The sequence below is a fragment of the Parabacteroides sp. merdae-related_45_40 genome (assembly GCF_001915675.1).
In genome coordinates this window covers 34,166-50,433 of record NZ_MNQY01000119.1, presented here as the reverse complement: position 1 = coordinate 50,433, position 16,268 = coordinate 34,166, and the positions used below count along the sequence as shown (strand labels likewise).

Annotated in this window: 15 protein-coding genes and 1 tRNA gene; 11 read left to right on the top strand and 5 right to left on the bottom strand. The window is 46.7% G+C overall.

Annotation, left to right across the window (positions count from 1 at the left end; translation table 11 throughout):
- Positions 1-40 precede the first annotated feature (40 nt).
- From BHV83_RS16010 to BHV83_RS15995, 4 genes are all read left to right on the top strand, one after another.
- The gene (locus BHV83_RS16010; protein WP_005634162.1) at positions 41-1,942 is read left to right on the top strand and encodes a beta-N-acetylhexosaminidase; all 1,902 of its coding nucleotides are present in this window, start codon (positions 41-43) and stop codon (positions 1,940-1,942) included.
- An 84-nt stretch (positions 1,943-2,026) separates the two neighbouring features.
- On the top strand, positions 2,027-3,322 hold the full coding sequence (locus tag BHV83_RS16005; RefSeq protein ID WP_005634164.1) for a putative porin: 1,296 nt from the start codon (positions 2,027-2,029) through the stop codon (positions 3,320-3,322).
- An 81-nt stretch (positions 3,323-3,403) separates the two neighbouring features.
- Entirely contained in the window at positions 3,404-4,222 is an 819-nt protein-coding gene (locus BHV83_RS16000; RefSeq protein ID WP_005634165.1) for a phosphate ABC transporter substrate-binding protein, read from the top strand.
- A 229-nt stretch (positions 4,223-4,451) separates the two neighbouring features.
- Positions 4,452-5,540 (top strand): NAD(P)H-dependent flavin oxidoreductase, encoded by a 1,089-nt coding sequence (locus BHV83_RS15995; protein WP_022322466.1) that lies wholly within the window; start codon positions 4,452-4,454, stop codon positions 5,538-5,540.
- 126 nt (positions 5,541-5,666) lie between these two features.
- On the opposite strand, the gene BHV83_RS15990 is transcribed toward BHV83_RS15995, so the two are convergent.
- Positions 5,667-6,080 (bottom strand): DUF6249 domain-containing protein, encoded by a 414-nt coding sequence (locus BHV83_RS15990; protein WP_005649478.1) that lies wholly within the window; start codon positions 6,078-6,080, stop codon positions 5,667-5,669.
- Positions 6,081-6,230: 150 nt separating this feature from the next.
- On the opposite strand from BHV83_RS15990, the gene BHV83_RS15985 reads away from it, so the two are divergent.
- From BHV83_RS15985 to rpsA, 3 genes are all read left to right on the top strand, one after another.
- Positions 6,231-6,788, top strand: coding sequence for an RNA polymerase sigma factor (locus tag BHV83_RS15985; RefSeq protein WP_005634172.1), 558 nt, complete (start codon positions 6,231-6,233; stop codon positions 6,786-6,788).
- A gap of 1 nt (position 6,789) precedes the next feature.
- Complete coding sequence (locus BHV83_RS15980; RefSeq protein ID WP_119216542.1) at positions 6,790-7,149, top strand: hypothetical protein; 360 nt, start codon at positions 6,790-6,792, stop codon at positions 7,147-7,149.
- A 152-nt stretch (positions 7,150-7,301) separates the two neighbouring features.
- On the top strand, positions 7,302-9,095 hold the full coding sequence (gene rpsA / locus BHV83_RS15975; protein WP_005649481.1) for a 30S ribosomal protein S1: 1,794 nt from the start codon (positions 7,302-7,304) through the stop codon (positions 9,093-9,095).
- Between the two features lie 87 nt (positions 9,096-9,182).
- Here the strand turns inward: rpsA and BHV83_RS15970 are convergent, their stop codons facing one another.
- Positions 9,183-9,446: a hypothetical protein gene (locus BHV83_RS15970; RefSeq protein ID WP_005634177.1), complete on the bottom strand. Its 264-nt coding sequence runs from the start codon at positions 9,444-9,446 to the stop codon at positions 9,183-9,185.
- A 288-nt stretch (positions 9,447-9,734) separates the two neighbouring features.
- On the opposite strand from BHV83_RS15970, the gene BHV83_RS15965 reads away from it, so the two are divergent.
- A complete protein-coding gene (locus BHV83_RS15965; RefSeq protein WP_005634180.1) occupies positions 9,735-10,124 on the top strand; it encodes a response regulator in 390 nt (129 codons plus the stop codon).
- 276 nt (positions 10,125-10,400) lie between these two features.
- The gene (locus BHV83_RS15960) at positions 10,401-10,703 is read left to right on the top strand and encodes an HU family DNA-binding protein (RefSeq protein WP_310648514.1); all 303 of its coding nucleotides are present in this window, start codon (positions 10,401-10,403) and stop codon (positions 10,701-10,703) included.
- A gap of 57 nt (positions 10,704-10,760) precedes the next feature.
- Here the strand turns inward: BHV83_RS15960 and BHV83_RS15955 are convergent.
- The 3 genes from BHV83_RS15955 to alaS all read right to left on the bottom strand — a co-directional run bounded on the left by BHV83_RS15955 (position 10,761) and on the right by alaS (position 14,733).
- A tRNA-Pro gene (locus BHV83_RS15955) sits at positions 10,761-10,835 on the bottom strand.
- Between the two features lie 36 nt (positions 10,836-10,871).
- The gene (gene aroB / locus BHV83_RS15950) at positions 10,872-11,936 is read right to left on the bottom strand and encodes a 3-dehydroquinate synthase (protein ID WP_122205415.1); all 1,065 of its coding nucleotides are present in this window, start codon (positions 11,934-11,936) and stop codon (positions 10,872-10,874) included.
- 169 nt (positions 11,937-12,105) lie between these two features.
- On the bottom strand, positions 12,106-14,733 hold the full coding sequence (gene alaS, locus BHV83_RS15945; protein WP_122205416.1) for an alanine--tRNA ligase: 2,628 nt from the start codon (positions 14,731-14,733) through the stop codon (positions 12,106-12,108).
- A 97-nt stretch (positions 14,734-14,830) separates the two neighbouring features.
- Here alaS and BHV83_RS15940 point away from each other — a divergent pair, with 97 nt between their 5' ends.
- Both BHV83_RS15940 and BHV83_RS15935 read left to right on the top strand, forming a co-directional pair.
- The gene (locus BHV83_RS15940) at positions 14,831-15,814 is read left to right on the top strand and encodes a M23 family metallopeptidase (RefSeq protein WP_005634192.1); all 984 of its coding nucleotides are present in this window, start codon (positions 14,831-14,833) and stop codon (positions 15,812-15,814) included.
- Between the two features lie 15 nt (positions 15,815-15,829).
- Positions 15,830-16,186 (top strand): MerR family transcriptional regulator, encoded by a 357-nt coding sequence (locus BHV83_RS15935; protein WP_005634196.1) that lies wholly within the window; start codon positions 15,830-15,832, stop codon positions 16,184-16,186.
- Positions 16,187-16,268 lie beyond the last annotated feature (82 nt).

The following is a 16,268-nucleotide window of genomic DNA, read 5'->3' as shown; positions in this document are numbered from 1 at the left end:
CTATCTTCGCGACCTAAACAATAAACAAGTACACTGATTCATGAAAAAGTTGCTATTTATCTTCTTTACAGCAGGTCTTATACAGGGATTTAGCTCTTGTTCCCACAAAGACACTCCAGATAATGCACTTGCATTGATCCCACAGCCCCAAGAAATGAAAGTCGGGACGGATCATTTCAAACTGACTCGCCGGGCAGCTATCACACTCGACACATCCAATCCTCAGTTAATAGGGATAGCTCGGTACTTCAACAATAAAGTTGCCCCCGCAACAGGTTTTGAAATTCCGGTTGAAAAGCACGGCAACATTGAATTTAAGCTGACCGACAATACCGCTTTCGGTGCAGAAGGATATCGCTTGCAGGTAAAACATGGCGATATCATCATCACCGCCCATCAACCGGCCGGGATCTTCTACGGGATACAGACTTTATTGCAGATGCTTCCCCCCGAAATAAAAAACAGCCAGAAACAAAAAGGCATCGACTGGACGGTTCCCTGTACCGACATCACCGACAAACCCCAGTTTGCCTGGCGCGGACTTATGCTTGACGTCAGCCGCCACTGGTTCACTAAAGAGGAAGTAAAGAAATACATCGACGAACTGGCAGAATACAAAATGAATGTATTCCACTGGCATTTGACCGACGATCAAGGATGGCGTCTGGAAATAAAATCCCTGCCACGCCTGACAGAGGTTGGCGCCTGGCGCGCTCCGCGCGTCGGGCAATGGTGGCAACGCGCACCACAGCAACCTGGAGAAGAAACGACCTACGGAGGCTTCTACACACAGGAAGATGTGAAGGAAGTATTGGCATACGCTGCAGAACGCTACGTACGCGTCATTCCTGAAATAGACGTGCCGGGACATAGCCTGGCAGCACTCGTCGCCTATCCTGATCTGGCGTGTATGAAAGCACCATCGGCTGTCGGGGTCGGCAACAAGTTTTACGGCGAAGACGAAAACACACTTTGTGTCGGCAAAGATGCCACTTTCGAGTTTATGGACAAGGTCTTGACAGAAGTTGCCGCCTTGTTTCCGGATGAATACATCCATATCGGAGGAGACGAATGTTTCAAAGGTTTTTGGCACAAATGTCCGCGTTGCCAAGCTCGCATGAAAGCGGAAAACCTGAAGAACGAAAACGAACTACAAAGTTACTTTATCCACCGTATGGAAAGCATCTTGAAAGAAAAAGGGAAAAAACTGATCGGCTGGGACGAGATTATCGACGGCGGGCTGGCTCCCGATGCTACCGTTATGAGCTGGCGCGGTATGGAGGGCGGAATCAAATCAGCAAAAGCCGGTCATCATGTGATCATGACACCGACCGAACATTGCTACATCGACCTCTGGCAAGGAGAACCATCTGTCGAACCGGACACCTACTCCATGTGCCGCCTGAAAGATTCCTACAGTTTCAACCCAGTTCCCGACAGCGTGCCGGCCGAAATGATACTAGGAGGACAAGGCAATCTCTGGGCTGAATCCGTCCCCACTTTCCGGCATGCCGAATATATGACCTGGCCACGTGGATGGGCACTTGCCGAAGTCCTTTGGACCGGACCTTCCAAGACGGATTGGGACCGGTTCTGGCCACGTGTCGAACGACATTTCGTTCGTGCAGACCAGGCACAGATCAACTATGCACGCAGCATGTACAATGCCATCGTCACTCCTTACTATACTGAAGATGGTGTTTTGGAAATCAAACTGGATAGCGAACCGGGCAATCTTGACATCTACTATACATTCGACAATACGGACCCCGACAACTTCACTCCGAAATATGAAGCTCCGCTCCGAATACCCAAGAATGCGACTTGGTTACGTATTGTCACTTATCGGGACAACAAGCCGATTGGCAAAGTTATAACATTGACAATCAAAGAACTTGAAAAGCGGGCGGATAACACTCGCCATGTCGTCGGCAACTTGTAACATAAATGTAACATATATGTCGTAAATGCGAAACAGTTTTCTCGTTCCTTTGTAAATAAAATCATAGAGTCCAAAAAGTTAGGAATGAAATCAGGAAAGATTATTGCGCTTGGCCTGTTGGCGCTGCTTCCAATTGCGATGAAGGCACAGGAAGCTCAGGAAATAGAAAAGCTGAATGCTCGTATCGATTCACTTTCGCAGGAGACGACAACCCTGGATAAAATCGTCCGGAAACTCAGCAAATTCAAAGTATCCGCTTATATCCAAGGACAATTCCAATATGGTCAGGAAGATGCCACCCTGAAAGTCGGTGACAAGAACGAACATGAAGACAAAGGTTTCAACCGTTTCGGCATCCGCCGCGGACGGTTGAAATTCGAATATAATGACGGTATCGGAACCGGTGCTGTACAGATCGAAGCCAACGACAAGGGTGTCAGTTTCCGTGACCTTTACATCGGTATAAAAGATCCCTGGACAAAACGCTGCCAACTGATGGCGGGTGTTTTCAATCGCCCTTTCGGTCACGAAATCGGCTATTCGACTAGCGGATTAGAATCTCCCGAACGTGCCACCATCATCCAATACTTCTTCCCCGACGAACGCGATTTAGGCGCCATGCTGACACTCCGGGCTAAAGAGACAAGCCCGATCGGTTTTCTCCGTCTCGATGCCGGACTGTTCGCCGGTAACAGCATCAATCGGGAAACAGACAGCCGCAAAGACTTCATCGGCCGCTTGGGAGCCGAAAAGAAAATCGGCAACTGGGGAAAATGGGGAGCAGGCGTCTCCTACTACAACGGCGGAGTTTACAACCCGACGACAACCGCCTACGAACTCCAGGATAAAAAATTCATCGCAGTCGACAAAGGAGAAACCGGTACATACATGAAACGTGAGTACATCGGCTTGGATGCTCAGTTCTCATTCAAAAACAGTTGGGGAACGACAAGCTTGCGCGGTGAAGGACTGTTAGGTACACAACCGGGTATCGCCGGCAGCAGCAAAAGCCCCAACACAGGGACACGCCCGGCCAATGAACCGGAGAACTCCCTGTTCAAGCGTCCTTTCATCGGCTACTTTTTCTATTTGGTGCACGACATCGGAACCACTCCTTTCTCTGCCGTCTTGAAATACGACGTTTATGATCCCAACACCAAGTTGAAAGGGAATGAGATCGGCGTTGAAAACAGCTTGACCTCCAAGACCGACCTCGCCCAGAGCACACTCGGCATCGGCGCTTTGTACCGTTTCAACAAGCATATCCGCGTGCAAGCCTATTACGAGTTCAACTTCAATGAAAAGAGCGATTTCGTAAAGGGATATGAAAAGGACAGGGAAGACGACGTATTCACCTTGCGTCTGCAATATAAGTTTTAATACAAACGTAACATCTGTTTCACACGCTTGCAACACTCCTGTATTTACTTTGCATACAGAAATTTAATTCAAAACAGAGTAATGAGAAAGACAATTGTTATGGCCGCAGTAGCCGCCTGTATGTTTGTATCGAACGTGTTTGCACAGAGAATTAAAGGGAGCGACACTTGCCTTCCCTTAAGCCAGACGGAAGCAGAAAACTTCATCAACAAAAATAAATCGGCAAAGATAACCGTGACGGGCGGCGGCTCCGGCGTTGGTATCTCAGCCTTGATGGAAGGGACAACCGATATCGCCATGTCTTCCCGTAAGATGAAATTCGATGAAAAAGTCAAATTGCAGGAAGCGAAGAAAAGCACCAAAGAAGTGGTGATCGCTTACGACGCACTGGCGGTAGTCGTACACCCGTCCAATAAAGTGTCCAACCTGACGCGTGAACAGCTGGAAGGCATTTTCACAGGAAAGATCAAGAACTGGAAAGAAGTGGGCGGTGCCGACATGAAGATCGTAGCCTATTCGCGCGAAACGTCTTCCGGAACATACGAATTCTTTAAGGAAAGTGTCCTGAAGAACAAGAACTATATGAACGGCATCCTTAGCATGCCCGCAACAGGAGCCATCATTCAGTCTGTCAGCCAGACAAAAGGAGCCATCGGCTATGTCGGTTTGGCTTACATAAACAAAGAAGTAAAACCGATTCATGTCTCTTACGATGCAGGCAAAACATTCACCGAGCCATCCTTCGAGAATGCAAAAAACAAAGCATATCCGATCGTCCGTCCGTTGTTCTATTACTACGATGTAAAGAATGAAGGCAAAGTGAAACCCTTTATCGATTATATCTTATCGGCTGAAGGACAAGCAACGGTTAAACAAGTCGGTTATATCCCGGTAAAATAAGTCAAAAACCATATAGCTCCCACGCTTGACGCGGGATCGCGTTAAAGCCGGCCATATCAATCAGATGTATATGGCCGGCTTGTTTGCGGCCCCGCGTCAAGCGCGGGGACAAGAGGGAATGCACAATTATTATTTATCTGTGCAATAATATTGATTAAACCTGCACATTTTTTGGTTTATTGTGCTACCTTTGCCACATATATATTTTTTATTTACACATTTTACTTACATGAAGACATTAACAATTGGGGATCTGAAAGCCCGCATTCCAATCATCCAGGGTGGAATGGGCGTAGGAATCTCTCTCTCCGGCTTAGCCTCAGCCGTTGCAAATGAAGGTGGGATTGGCGTTATCTCCGCCGCCGGTCTCGGTCTCTTATATAAGAAACTTTCTCCCAACTACACCGAAGCCGGCAATCTGGGCCTTGCAGCCGAGATCCGGAAAGCCCGCGAGAAGGCCAAAGGCATTATCGGCGTGAATGTGATGGTCGCACTTTCAGACTTCGCCGAACTGGTGAAAACCAGTATTGCGGAAAAGGTAGACATCATTTTCAGCGGTGCCGGACTACCTTTGGACCTGCCGTCTTTCCTGAAGAAAGACAGCGTGACGAAGCTCGTCCCCATCGTTTCCAGTGCACGTGCCGTCCGCATCATCTGCGAAAAATGGAAAAACAACTACGACTATCTTCCCGATGCCGTTGTGCTGGAAGGGCCAAAAGCAGGCGGCCACTTAGGATACAAGGAGAACCAGCTGGAAGACGAGCATTTTTCACTCGAAGAACTGCTGCCTCAGGTAGTGGAAGAAGTTTCCCACTTCGAAGAAAAATATAACAAGAGAATCCCGGTAATTGCAGCAGGAGGCATTTACACGGGTGAAGACATCAAACGCGTGATGGACCTGGGAGCATCGGGCGTTCAGTTAGGAACCCGTTTCGTCACCACTACCGAGTGCGACGCTTCCGACGCTTTCAAGGAAAGCTACGTCAAGGCACAGGAGAAGGATATCGAGATCATCAAAAGTCCGGTCGGAATGCCGGGCAGGGCAATCCACAGTCATTTTCTCGAAAAGGTAAAAGCCGGGATGAAACAGCCGAAGGTCTGTCCTTTCAACTGCATCAAGACATGCGATATCTCGCGGAGCCCCTACTGTATCGTAACAGCCCTGTACAATGCCTTCAAAGGAAACTTCGAGAACGGCTACGCTTTCGCAGGAAGCAATGCCTGGCGGACAACCCGCATCATGTCGGTGAAAGAAACGATAAGCGAGCTGATCAACGAGTGGAAACGCTCTGACCAACCGACTCTTTCCTCCCGATAAACAAAAAGTTTCATCGGCTTGGAACTTTTGTTTCCCGCCGATGAAACTTTTGTTGCTTGCTGATGAAAATTTATTCTCCTGCAAGTAAAAATAAACTTTCACCTTGAGAAAAAAGTGAAAACTTTATCATTTATCCTCTTTTTTCTTCATATTCGTCTCGATAACGAATGCGACAATCAATCCCAAACCTCCAAACAAAAGGACGGAGGCGCCATAAGCTGAACTGATAGCTTCATATTCATTACGAAAATCCAAAGAATGACTATTAGCAGCAACAATTAAATTACAGAAAAAGCCTACAAGTATCCCTAAGCCGATTCCCATCAACAGACATCCCGTTTTTAAAGAGCTAAACGAAAAACGAGGCAAACTATACGAAGGGAGGCTCAGCCTTTTTCCCAAATCAGCAATATCCATTCTTTCACTGATCTTCTCAATGATCAACAAACGTTCTTTACGACGAACGAACAGTTCAAACAAAGCGTAAATACCTAAACAAATGAATCCGACAACCAGCGGAGCTGTAATAAAATCCATCATAACTGTATTGTTTTAAATGATTACTTAATTTCTTTGCTACTTTTGACGCATCTCTTTCCGAAAGGTTACAGATCGGGGGAAAAAAATATATTGTATTTTTGCCGATGCAAGTTGTAACCTATTCGCCCGGCTTGCGTCCATTATAATACGATGGAGTTGTATACCGACACATATTATATACAAAGGATACAAGCGGGAGATACGGCATGCTTTGCCTGCCTTCTGGATAAATACAGCCGTCCTGTTCATTCGTTAATCCTAAAGGTGGTCAGAAACCGGGAAGATGCGGAGGAACTGGCACAGGATGTGTTTATGAAGGTGTTTAAGCACCTCTCGTCGTTCAAAGGGGAATGCAGTTTCTCCACGTGGATCTACCGGATCGCCTACAATACAGCCATCTCGGAAACACGGAAAAAGAGACACGAGTTTCTGGCGATCGAGGAATCGGTTATTAATAATGTATCGGAACAAGAAGTAGCCGAAGCACTAGACAGGACAGACAGCTCCGACCAGATACAGATGCTCGATGCCGCCCTCGCCCAATTGCCACCCGATGAGCGGGCGATCATCCTGCTCTTTTATATGAAAGAAAAAACGATCGACGAAGTGGCGACGATCACCGGATTGACTGCATCTAATATAAAAGTGAAATTGCACCGCATACGAAAGAAACTGTTTTTTGTATTAAAAGGAATGGAGGAACAATAAAATGACAGAGAAGAATGACATATTGAAAGACCTGTTCAGCCGGATGCCGGAAGAGGAGCTTCCGGCTTCGTTCCGAGCCAACGCGATGAGACAGATCATGGCCGAAGCCGAACGGATACGCAAACGCAACGAACGCTGGGGATGGATTGCCGTCATCGCCGCCTCGCTGCTTATGGTCGGTATCGCGATCGCTTCATTCCTTTATATGAATATTTCCCCAATATCCGTACAGATCCCCAATATGAGCACACTCCCCTTCTATGCCTATATCGGGATGCTTGCCCTCATCCTGCTGGGAGCCGATTACAAATTCAGGCAACTATTCAAAAGGAGGCAGATGTCTCAGAAAGAAAAGATGTAAGTAGCGGTATTACAAGCCCAAAAGATTGTTTTTTCCATACAAAAAGTCTTGCAAGTCAGAAAAAAGCATTACCTTTGCCCCGATTTTTGAGAGATGACAACATAATGTCTAACTTACTAATTAAAACAAACTTAAGTATTAACAATTAGAGAATGGAAAATTTAAAGAACATTCAGCCCATTGAAGATTTCAACTGGGATGCTCTTGAAAAGGGCGATTCTTACGGTGAAGTAAGCAAGGACGATCTTGTAAAAACGTATGACGAGACTTTGAACACAGTAAAGGACAAAGAAGTCGTTATGGGAACCGTAACTGCAATGAACAAACGTGAAGTTGTAGTAAACATCGGTTTCAAATCAGATGGCGTTGTATCTATGGCAGAATTCCGTTACAACCCGGATCTGAAAATTGGTGACGAAGTAGAAGTCTACATCGAAAACCAGGAAGACAAAAAAGGACAGCTGATCCTGTCTCACAAGAAAGCACGCGCTACACGTTCTTGGGATCGTGTAAACGAAGCTCTTGAAAAAGACGAAATCATCAAAGGTTACATTAAATGTCGTACGAAGGGCGGTATGATCGTTGACGTATTCGGTATCGAAGCATTCTTGCCGGGTTCTCAGATCGATGTCAAGCCGATCCGCGACTACGATGTATTTGTAGGTAAGACAATGGAATTCAAGATCGTTAAGATCAACCAGGAATTCAAGAACGTTGTTGTATCTCATAAAGCTCTTATCGAAGCTGAACTCGAACAGCAGAAGAAAGACATCATCTCCAAACTTGAAAAAGGCCAGGTACTGGAAGGTACAGTCAAGAATATCACTTCTTACGGTGTATTCATCGACCTGGGTGGCGTAGACGGTTTGATCCACATCACAGACCTGTCTTGGGGCCGCGTTTCTCATCCGGAAGAAATCGTTCAGCTGGATCAGAAGATCAACGTGGTTATCCTTGACTTCGATGATGAAAAGAAGCGTATCGCTCTCGGCTTGAAGCAGCTGACTCCGCATCCTTGGGATGCTTTGGATCCGAACTTGAAAGTGGGTGACAAAGTAAAAGGTAAAGTTGTCGTTATGGCTGACTACGGTGCATTCATCGAAATCGCTCCGGGCGTAGAAGGTCTGATCCACGTTTCTGAAATGTCTTGGACACAGCACTTGCGTTCTGCTCAGGACTTCATGAAAGTTGGTGACGAAATCGAAGCTGTTATCCTGACCCTGGATCGCGACGAACGTAAGATGTCATTGGGTATCAAACAGCTGAAAGCTGATCCGTGGGAAGATATCGAATCTCGCTTCCCGGTAGGTTCTCGCCACATGGCTAAAGTTCGTAACTTCACTAACTTTGGTGTATTCGTAGAAATCGAAGAAGGCGTAGACGGCTTGATCCACATCTCTGACCTGTCTTGGACAAAGAAAATCAAACACCCGTCAGAATTTACTCAGATCGGTGCTGAAATCGAAGTTCAGGTTCTGGAAATCGACAAAGAAAACCGCCGTTTGAGCTTAGGTCACAAACAACTGGAAGAAAATCCTTGGGATGTATTCGAAACAATCTTCACTGTAGGTTCTATCCACGAAGGAACAATCATCGAAGTACTGGATAAGGGTGCTGTAATCTCTCTGCCTTACGGCGTAGAAGGTTTCGCAACTCCGAAACATCTGGTAAAAGAAGACGGTTCTCAGGCTGCTGTAGACGAAAAACTGCAGTTCAAGGTGATCGAATTCAACAAGGAAGCTAAGAGAATCATCCTTTCTCACAGCCGTATCTTCGAAGATGAACAGAAAGGCGCTAAGAAAGAAACTGGCGAAAAGAAATCATCTGCAAAACGCGGTGGAAAGAAAGAAGAAGAATCTGCAATGGTAACCGGTCCGGTTGAAAAGACTACACTGGGTGACATTGAAGAACTCGCTGCCCTGAAAGAAAAATTGGCTGGTAAATAATTACCGTCTTTTCAAATAAAACAAAAGGAGATGTCCATCCGGATATCTCCTTTTTTATTGCCTGAAAAAAGAATAGAGAAAGTGCTCTTAGTCTACCTCCTTGATCACTTCCTCTACCTGTTCCTGTTCACCGTAATATTGGCAACTTTCGCCGATACCCAACAAAGCATTCACTTCATGACGCTTGTCCAGGTCCGTAAAATAAGCGTCCACTACCTTATAAATATCGAACCCGTCCGTTGAACCGGCCGCCAGATTCAATGATTCTACCAATTTACCTGTAGCTTTGCGAATTTCAGCTTTACTAATCAAATGAAACTCGTTGTTGTGAATTAATTGACTCTTTCCCATGATGTTTGATTTAAAAGTTATACTTGTTCTTCATTAATAACCATTCCTCAAAGCGGTAAGTTTAATCTTGCTGCTTCGTTTCATGCACTAAATATACAAACATCCTCGGATCTTTCAACCTTTCAAGCCTTTTATTTTCAATAAACATGAAAAACAAATCCGATCCCGACCTCACGATATTCCATGATGAGCAAGGAGAAACCGGATCTCCAAACATAGAATAAGTTCTATTCTATTTGGTATTGTAAAAATTAATGCTGAAATTTGTTCACAGATAATATAAAAGATATGGGCACGAACGAAGATAACTACAATGTAACTATTCTGATCGCAGAAGACGAGGAAAGTAATTTCCTACTATTAAAAACCATCTTAAAAAGACACTGTAACGTTCTGCAAGCCAGAACCGGCCTGGAGCTATTGAAAGTTTTTGCTGAAAAAGGAGCCGATTTGATTTTGCTGGATATAAAAATGCCGGAAATGAATGGTATAGAAGCTCTGAAAGAGATTAGAAAGAAAGACACGAACATACCGATTATCATGCAGTCCGCCTATGCCTTCGAAAATGACATGGAAGCCGCCCGTGCTGCCGGAAGCAACGGATTTATCACCAAGCCCATCAATATCGTTGAACTAAAAAAAACGATCTCCAAATTCTTGCCGCAGATAATCTGGTAAGAAGCTGAAAGTCGACATATTATAAAAAAATGGAATAGCCATAACGATTGTTATGGCTATTCCACTTTTTTGCTTTTCCACAGATACCTTAACCAGCAAACCCTCCCCTTCATTTTTATCAAAAACCTTTCATTTTACGGAGATATCCGCATTAATTTTCTTTATAAACTCCTCCCGAACAAAACATTGAATCTCCGGTTTAAGAGGTGGGTAAAATTATTTTTCACAAGAAAAACTATACCCGACCGGCACTAATGGATTTTCATATAGAACGAAATATACTTTATTACAAACGAAACTAAAATGAACAGAAGTCAGCTTATCAATATCCTGGCTCAAAAAACAGGATTAAACAAAAAAGATGTCAAACGGACAATCGATGAAATGCAAAAACTAATTATCCAGGAAGTCAAAGGAGGCCAAAGAATCTGCCTGCATGGTTTCGGCTCATTCAAACCTCGTTTTCAATCCAGCCGCCCAGCACGAAACCTGAAAAACGGTACAGCCGTACAGCTGTCTCCCAGGACCATCATTCATTTCAAATGCGCTCCCCACCTGTTGGAGCAGATGAACAAATAAAGAATAAAAAAAGACTTACTTTTACAAGTAAGTCTTTTTTTATTTACTCAGCTATTGTCGGGGTGAGAAGATTCGAACTTCCGACCACACGCCCCCCAGACGCGTACTCTAACCGGGCTGAGCTACACCCCGTTTTTGTTTTACGGCTGCAAAGGTAACTATTTTTCGTTATACTCCAAAGCTTTCACGATAAAAATCCAGGGATTCGAGAATTTTCTCCTTACTCACCTGCTGATTTATCTGAACATCACCGACTTGAGAAAGCAAGGTGAAGTTGATGATTCCCGCTTCATTTTTCTTATCGTGCGTCATCAGCTCATATAAGGTATCATAATCCTTGCAATCGAACACGAAAGCCGGATAATACTCCTTCAAATAATAGACGACCTGACTCAGTTTCTCCATCGGGAAACCACATACTTTATGAGACAGGTACAATTCGCTGACAATACCGGCGGCAACAGCATGGCCGTGCAGCAAAGGACGGTTCTTCTTAAAGGACAAACTTTCGTAGGCATGACCGATCGTATGGCCGAAGTTCAGCGCCTTACGGATGCCGTGCTCTTTCGGGTCTTCCTCCACGATACGTTCCTTTACGGCTACGGATTGGGCGACCATCCTGTTCAGGAAGGCATAATCGATCTTCGCATCGAGGTCGAACAGCAGGACGGAAGCGTAAATATCCATCGAACTGATAAGCGCATGCTTGATCATTTCGGCATAGCCGGAAAGCAGGTTGTCGCGGTCGAGCGTACGCAGGAACTCACAATCGATAAAGACACATTCGGGTGGATAAAAAGAGCCGACCTCGTTCTTCAGGCCGTTGAAGTTAATCCCGGTCTTTCCCCCCACGGCCGCATCGACAGAGGCCATCAGGGTAGTCGGGATATTGACGGTCCGCAGTCCGCGTTTGAAAGTCGCACCGGCGAAGCCTCCCATATCGGTAATCATACCGCCGCCCAGATTGACCAAAAGCGAATTTCGGGAAGCTCCTTCGTTCGAGAGACGCGACCAGATATAGGCGACCTGTTCGATGTCTTTATGAGTATCACCCGCCTGCACGGTAATGACCGGGGTATCCTGCAAGGCTGGGATATCTTTTATCAGCGGATAACACTTTTCTTGCGTGTTCGTATCGGTCAGGATAAAGAGTTTATCATAACTCATAGAAGCAAAGAATGCCTGCAAATCGGCTTTGAGATCCTTGCTGATTACTACTTTTTGAGCGGCCATAATGTCCTTTTTATTATAATCGTTGCGACAAAGGTATTATATGTTATCCGATTATCAAAACAGGGAAAAGAAAATTCCATGCCTATGGAACAAAAGCTTCATAGGCATGGAACAAAAGTTTCCCCTGCATGAAACTATCATTTCCTGCAGGGGAAACGTCTCTTTCTTCTTATTTCAGACCGGCTGCGTCCAAGATATGTTCGATGGCTTCACCCAGTCCGGCCACATTCTTACCTCCGGCTGTTGCAAAATGAGGCTGACCGCCTCCGCCACCTTGTATCAGTTTTGCCGCTTCTTTCACCAGTTTGCCGGCATTCAAGCCTTCAGCCACCAACGGTTCGCTCAGCATAACCATCAACGCGCATTTCTCACCGTCTTTGATTCCAGCCACGAAGAAAACCTTTTCCTCCGTATTGCTTTCCCCCTTGATCTGGAAAGCCAGGTCCTTGATGGCATCCACGCTGGCCTCGCCACGGAAAGCGATCACTTTGACACCATTGCGCTCAACGGCTTTTGCGACCAGTTCTTTCTTGAGCAACTGCACTTTCTCTTTCACGTAGTCGCTTACCTGCTTCTTCAGTTCGGCATTCTCTTCGATGGCCTTCTTGATGGTTTGAGACAGGTTCGGCACATTGTTGAACATCGCACGCAGTTCACGCAGGGAATCCTGCAACATGAAGGTGTAGTTTTCAGCCGCTTCGGCCGTTACCGCTTCGATACGGCGCACGCCTGCCGCGATGGAGCTTTCGCCAACCACACGCAGGGAACCGATCATGCCGGTCGCAGGGATATGCGTACCACCGCACAATTCGATAGAGTTGCCATATTTGACCACACGAACTTCATCACCATACTTTTCTCCGAACAGAGCCATAGCACCCAATGCTTTCGCTTCGGCAATCGGCATATTGCGATGCTCTTCCAGCGGATAGTTGGCACGGATCTTTTCGCTCACCAGCTTTTCCACCTTACGAATTTCTTCGTCCGTCACCTTCTGGAAGTGGGAGAAGTCGAAGCGCAAAGAGTCGGGAGATACATAAGAACCTTTCTGTTCGACATGTGTTCCCAGCACCTCACGCAACGCCTCATGCAGCAGGTGAGTGGCAGAGTGGTTACATTCGCACTGGATACGTTTCTTCTCGTTGATCTTGGCAGTAAAAGTCGCCGTCACATCCTTCGGCAATTTAGTGACCAGATGTACAGGCAAGTTGTTTTCGCGTTTCGTGTCGATCACGTCGATCGTCTCGTCGTCAGCAATCAACCAACCGGTGTCGCCGACCTGTCCACCCATCTCTGCGTAGAACGGAGTCTGGTCCAGAACGACCTGATATAAGACCTTATTCTTCTGCTTGATCTGGCGGTAACGCAGAATTTCGGCATCGCATTCGAACAAGTCGTAGCCTACGAAATTGCATCCGCCCTCTTTCAGCACCACCCAGTCGCCGGTTTCGATGGCGGCAGCGTTACGGGCACGGTCCTTCTGCTTCTGCATCTCGACGTTGAACTCGTCGATATTGGCTTCCATGCCGTTCTCACGCAGGATCAACTCGGTCAAATCCAACGGGAATCCGTATGTGTCATATAATGTAAAGGCATCTACGCCGCTGATCACGTTCTTTCCGGCAGCCTTTGTTTCTTCCATCTTCTTATCCAGCAAACGGATACCGGTTTCCAACGTACGCAGGAAAGATTCTTCCTCTTCCTTGATCACCTTCTCGATCAACGTCTTCTGCGCGATCAGTTCGGGATAGGCGTCTCCCATTGTTTCGATCAGTACGGGCAACAACTTATACATGAAGGATTCTTTGCGATCCAGGAACGTATAGCCGTAACGGACGGCACGACGCAGGATTCGGCGGATGACATAACCGGCCTTTGCATTGGAAGGCAACTGGCCATCCGTAATCGCGAAAGCGATCGTACGGATATGGTCGGCGATTACACGCATAGCCACGTCCTGTTGTTTGTCCTTGCCATAAGCAGTACCCGCCATATCGGCAATCACTTTGATGATCGGCTGGAATACGTCCGTATCGTAGTTGGATGTCTTACCCTGCAAAGCCATGCAGAGACGTTCGAATCCCATACCGGTATCGATCACACGGGCAGGCAGCGGTTCGAGCGAGCCGTCGGCCTTTCGGTTGTACTGCATGAACACCAGGTTCCAGATTTCGATCACCTGCGGATGGTCTTTGTTCACCATGTCCTGGCCGGGGATAGCGGCACGTTCTTCTTCCGGACGGAGGTCGATATGGATTTCAGAACAAGGACCGCAAGGCCCCGTATCACCCATTTCCCAAAAGTTATCGTGTTTGTTGCCATTAATGATATGAGCTTTCGGCAGGAACTTCTCCCAATAGCCGGCAGCCTCGTCGTCGCGCGAAAGGCCTTCGGCAGGACTTCCTTCGAACACGGTGGCATACAAACGGTCGGGATTCAGTTTCAACACTTCGACCAGGTATTCCCATGCCCAGTTGATCGCCTCCTGTTTGAAATAGTCGCCGAACGACCAGTTTCCCAACATTTCGAACATGGTGTGATGATACGTATCGTGTCCGACCTCTTCCAGGTCGTTATGCTTTCCACTCACACGAAGACACTTTTGTGAATCCGCGACACGTGGATATTTACGGGGAACGTTCCCCAGGATTATATCTTTGAACTGGTTCATACCTGCATTGGTAAACATCAATGTAGGGTCGCCCTTCACCACCATCGGAGCAGAAGGCACAATCTGGTGCTGCTTGGAAGCGAAGAAGTCTTTAAATGATTCACGGATTTCTTTTGCTGTCAACATAATCTATTCTATATAGTCTCGTTAATATTCTGAAAAACAATTTGCAAAAGTACAGCAAATTATTATTTTTGCACGTATCCAAGCAAGAAAATATTTGATGAAACTATTTAAAAGCAGAAAAACATATTACTTATATAACCCCAACACGCTCAGTTACGAGCGCGTTTACCCCTCCGCCAAAGACCGTTTTTTCGGTGTGCTCCGCCACCTGAGCATCGGTATCGTGATCGGCGTAGGCATTTTCTTTATCTTTTCGCGCACGTTCGACTCGCCGGTCGAATCGCTTTTAAAGAAGGAGAACAAGCTGTTGCAGACACAATACGAAGTGCTTTCGTTGCGCCTGAACAATGCGCTGGAAGTCTTGGATGACATACAGCAACGCGACGAGAACTTATACCGGGCGATCTTCCAGGCGGAATCGATCCCCGAATCCGTCCGCAAGTCCGGTTTCGGCGGGACCAACCGGTATGAACACCTGATGAACCTGTCCAACCCCGAACTGGTCGTCTCGACCACCCGGAAGATGGACATGCTGAGCAAACAGCTCTATGTCCAATCCAACTCGCTGGAGGAGCTGATCACATTGGGCAAGAACCAGGAAGAACGAAGCAAATGTATTCCCGCCATACAGCCGATTGCCAATAAGGACCTGAAACGTACGGCATCCGGCTACGGTGTGCGTATCGACCCGATCTACCGTACTCCCCGCTTCCACTCAGGCATGGACTTTTCCGCCAAAGTGGGCACGGAAGTCTATGCAACCGGCGACGGAGTCGTTACCTTTGCCGCCTGGAAACAGGGATATGGAAACTGCCTGATGATCAATCACGGGCACGGATTCCAAACGCTTTACGGCCACCTGAGCAAGTTCCGGGCGCGTGTCGGACAGAAAGTAAAGCGCGGAGAAGTGATCGGAGAAGTGGGAAATACAGGGAAATCCACCGGCCCGCACCTTCACTACGAGGTGATCGTCCGCGGCAAATACGACAACCCGTCCAAGTACTACTACATGGACCTGACTCCGGAAGAATACGACCGTATGATACAGATTGCCGAAAATCACGGCCAGGTAATGGATTAAACATTGTTTAATACGATGGCATTAAATAAAGATAAAAATCTAAAGCTCTATTTCTCCATCAGCGAGGTGGCGCAGATGTTCGACGTCAACGAGTCTACCCTGCGCTTCTGGGAGAAGGAATTCGACCAAATACGTCCACGCAAGACAGGCAAAGGAACCCGCTCCTATCGGCAGGAAGACATCGACGCAATACGCTTGGTCTACCACTTGGTGAAAGAAAGAGGGATGACACTGGCGGGTGCCCGGCAAAAGCTGAAAGAGAACCCGGAGACAACGATACGCCACGAAGAGATCGTAAACAGGTTGAAACAGATCAAGGAAGAATTGCTTGCCATGAAGGAAGCATTCGAAGCGTTGGAAGCTTCCAAATAGCCCTTACACCATAAAAACGACTTTAAAGAATTAGCTTGTTACGCCGGAAAATCGTACCTTCGCAGCAATTTAATAAAAACAA

Bases quoted from the DNA above. Each gene is read 5' to 3' on its own strand.
- BHV83_RS16010 (WP_005634162.1), top strand. From the start codon at position 41: ATGAAAAAGTTGCTATTTATCTTCTTTACAGCAGGTCTTATACAGGGA.
- BHV83_RS16005 (WP_005634164.1), top strand. From the start codon at position 2,027: ATGAAATCAGGAAAGATTATTGCGCTTGGCCTGTTGGCGCTGCTTCCA.
- BHV83_RS16000 (WP_005634165.1), top strand. From the start codon at position 3,404: ATGAGAAAGACAATTGTTATGGCCGCAGTAGCCGCCTGTATGTTTGTA.
- BHV83_RS15995 (WP_022322466.1), top strand. From the start codon at position 4,452: ATGAAGACATTAACAATTGGGGATCTGAAAGCCCGCATTCCAATCATC.
- BHV83_RS15990 (WP_005649478.1), bottom strand. From the start codon at position 6,080: ATGATGGATTTTATTACAGCTCCGCTGGTTGTCGGATTCATTTGTTTA.
- BHV83_RS15985 (WP_005634172.1), top strand. From the start codon at position 6,231: ATGGAGTTGTATACCGACACATATTATATACAAAGGATACAAGCGGGA.
- BHV83_RS15980 (WP_119216542.1), top strand. From the start codon at position 6,790: ATGACAGAGAAGAATGACATATTGAAAGACCTGTTCAGCCGGATGCCG.
- rpsA (WP_005649481.1), top strand. From the start codon at position 7,302: ATGGAAAATTTAAAGAACATTCAGCCCATTGAAGATTTCAACTGGGAT.
- BHV83_RS15970 (WP_005634177.1), bottom strand. From the start codon at position 9,446: ATGGGAAAGAGTCAATTAATTCACAACAACGAGTTTCATTTGATTAGT.
- BHV83_RS15965 (WP_005634180.1), top strand. From the start codon at position 9,735: ATGGGCACGAACGAAGATAACTACAATGTAACTATTCTGATCGCAGAA.
- aroB (WP_122205415.1), bottom strand. From the start codon at position 11,936: ATGGCCGCTCAAAAAGTAGTAATCAGCAAGGATCTCAAAGCCGATTTG.
- alaS (WP_122205416.1), bottom strand. From the start codon at position 14,733: ATGTTGACAGCAAAAGAAATCCGTGAATCATTTAAAGACTTCTTCGCT.
- BHV83_RS15940 (WP_005634192.1), top strand. From the start codon at position 14,831: ATGAAACTATTTAAAAGCAGAAAAACATATTACTTATATAACCCCAAC.
- BHV83_RS15935 (WP_005634196.1), top strand. From the start codon at position 15,830: ATGGCATTAAATAAAGATAAAAATCTAAAGCTCTATTTCTCCATCAGC.